Raw genomic sequence first — 2,193 nt, forward strand, 5'->3', positions numbered from 1 at the left:
GGCAGATCAGATCATGGTAGGGGGCCGGGAATGTCCGGTCCTGGCTCGCGTCCCGGTGTGTCGGGCGCAGGGTCGGGATGGGGGATGTCGGGTCCCGGTATGGGCGTGTCGGGCCACGGGCCAGGCTTCGGGACATCCGGCCCGGGTGTCGGTTCTGGTCTCGGCGTTGTGTCGAGCGGCGGATCGGCCGCGCTCCGTACCAGGCCGTCGCCGTATGCCACGACCATCGTCACGATGCGTCCTCCCTTCACGATGCGTCCTCCTTGTTGAGGCGACCGGAGGTTGGTCACGTGGGTCGTGTTGACTCCTGCCACCTTCCACGGAAAGGACACCTTGAACCACCTGACCCATAGTGGTTGAAATCTTGCTACTCGTAGGCGGTACCCGGGTCGGGGCGCATGGAAAGGTCGCCCTTCGGGGTGTGCCGAGCATGGTCGAGGGGGATGGGAAGGACAGGGCGGCGCCGACGGTCGCGCGGCTGGTGGTGGCTTCCTTCGCATCCGGAGGAATCCGGGCTGTACCCGCCGGACGGACTTGTACGGTATCGGCCGGTATTACGACCTTTAGCCATATTTAGATCATATTTTACCAACAACATTACGGGCTGGTCGTCGGAGGTCCCGACTCGTGACGTTCGGGACGCTGACCAGGGGTCCAGGCCCGGGAGGTGAGCGTCGATGACGGACGTACTCAGCGTCGTCAGCGCACCGCCGGTAACGGTGGAGCGGACCAGGACGATTCGGGAAGCGGCGCAGGAGATGGACCGCCACGGGGTGGGTGCGCTTCTCGTCACGGACCATGAGCGTCTGGTCGGAATTGTGACTGATCGGGATATCGTGCTGCGCGGTCTCGCCCGTGACATCGCGGTGGAGACCGCTGTCGGGCAGGTGATGACGACCGATGTCCTCACCCTGTCGGTGGGTGTGGAACTGGCGCGCGCGTACGAGGTGTTCCGGGACCACGCTCTGCGCCGGCTGCCGGTCCTCGACGGTGACCAGATCGTCGGCGTCCTGTCCGTCGACGATCTCCTGATACGGGACGCGCGGCGAATCGAAGATCTGATCCGGCCGCTCGCTCAGGAGGTCATCGCCCGCCATCGCCGGACCCCGGTCGCCGGGGTGGGCGCAGGCGCTCACGCCGGCGACGGTGCCACCACCGACGCATCGCGTCGGCTGGTCCGGGCACACCCAGGTGACACTCTGGTCATTCACGGGCGGACTCTGGGTAGGCCGGAAAGGTTTGGAGAGATCATCGAAGTGCGGTCCCCGTCCGGTGATCCGCCGTTCCTGGTCAGTTGGTCCGATTCGGAGCACGTCACCTTCACCTACCCCGGTCCGGATGCCGAGGTGCGTCCGCGTGTCGCCGACGAGGCCGCCGCCACCGGTGGTAAGGCCGCTAGCGGTAGCGGTCGCAGTACCGGTGGCAGTACCGGCAGCGGCAACGGTGACGGCAGGGGGTGACGGTGCCCGAATTGTTCGTTGACCGGCGGTCGGCCGGCCGGGCTCTGGCCGAGTCCCTGGCCGGCCACACCGACCGGGGCGATGTCGTCGTCCTCGCCCTGCCCCGGGGGGGAGTGCCGGTCGCCTTCGAGGTCGCCCAGCGGCTGCGGGCGTCCATGGACGTCTTCCTCGTCCGCAAGCTCGGTGCGCCCGGTCATGCCGAGCTTGCGATGGGGGCGTTGGCCACCGGTGGGACGCTCGTCCGCAACGACCAGGTGATTCGCGGTCTCGGTATCGGCGAGGAGATGATCGACCGGGTGGTGGACACCGAGCGCCGCGAGCTTGACCGGCGGGAACACGCCTACCGCGACGACCGGGCGCCCCTCGACGTCACCGGTCGTGTCGTCCTGCTCGTCGACGACGGCATGGCTACCGGAGCCACGATGCGTGCTGCCATCGACGCGGTCCGCCGACGCCGGCCGGCCCGAGTGATCGTTGCTGTGCCGGTGGCCTCCGAGCGTGCCTGCCAGCAGATGCGGCTCATTGCCGACGGCGTTGTCTGCCTCAGTACGCCGTCGACCTTCTTCGCCGTCGGCCAGTACTACGCCGACTTCGCCCAGACGACCGACGACGAGGTCCGGGAGCTGCTTGGTCTCGCTCTGGCGTGATGCCTGTGCGATCTGCCGGCGGCGCGAGGATGTTCGTCCGCGCCCGCTGCCAGCCCGCTGGTCGTCTTTGTCGGTGCTGGTTCCGG

Annotated in this window: 2 protein-coding genes; both read left to right on the forward strand. The window is 67.9% G+C overall.

From position 1 onward, the window contains the following. The first annotated feature begins 677 nt into the window (after positions 1-677). Entirely contained in the window at positions 678-1,460 is a 783-nt protein-coding gene (locus U9980_RS09680) for a DUF1918 domain-containing protein (RefSeq protein ID WP_322767619.1), read from the forward strand. Between the two features lie 2 nt (positions 1,461-1,462). Then, positions 1,463-2,107 carry a phosphoribosyltransferase gene (locus U9980_RS09685; protein WP_322767620.1) on the forward strand — a complete coding sequence of 215 codons (645 nt, stop codon included), beginning with the start codon at positions 1,463-1,465 and terminating at the stop codon, positions 2,105-2,107. The last annotated feature ends 86 nt before the right edge of the window (positions 2,108-2,193 follow it).

Source organism: Protofrankia sp. Cr1 (assembly GCF_963555865.1).
In the GTDB taxonomy this organism is placed as follows: Bacteria; Actinomycetota; Actinomycetes; order Frankiales; family Frankiaceae; genus Protofrankia.

Bases quoted from the DNA above. Each gene is read 5' to 3' on its own strand.
- U9980_RS09680 (WP_322767619.1), top strand. From the start codon at position 678: ATGACGGACGTACTCAGCGTCGTCAGCGCACCGCCGGTAACGGTGGAG.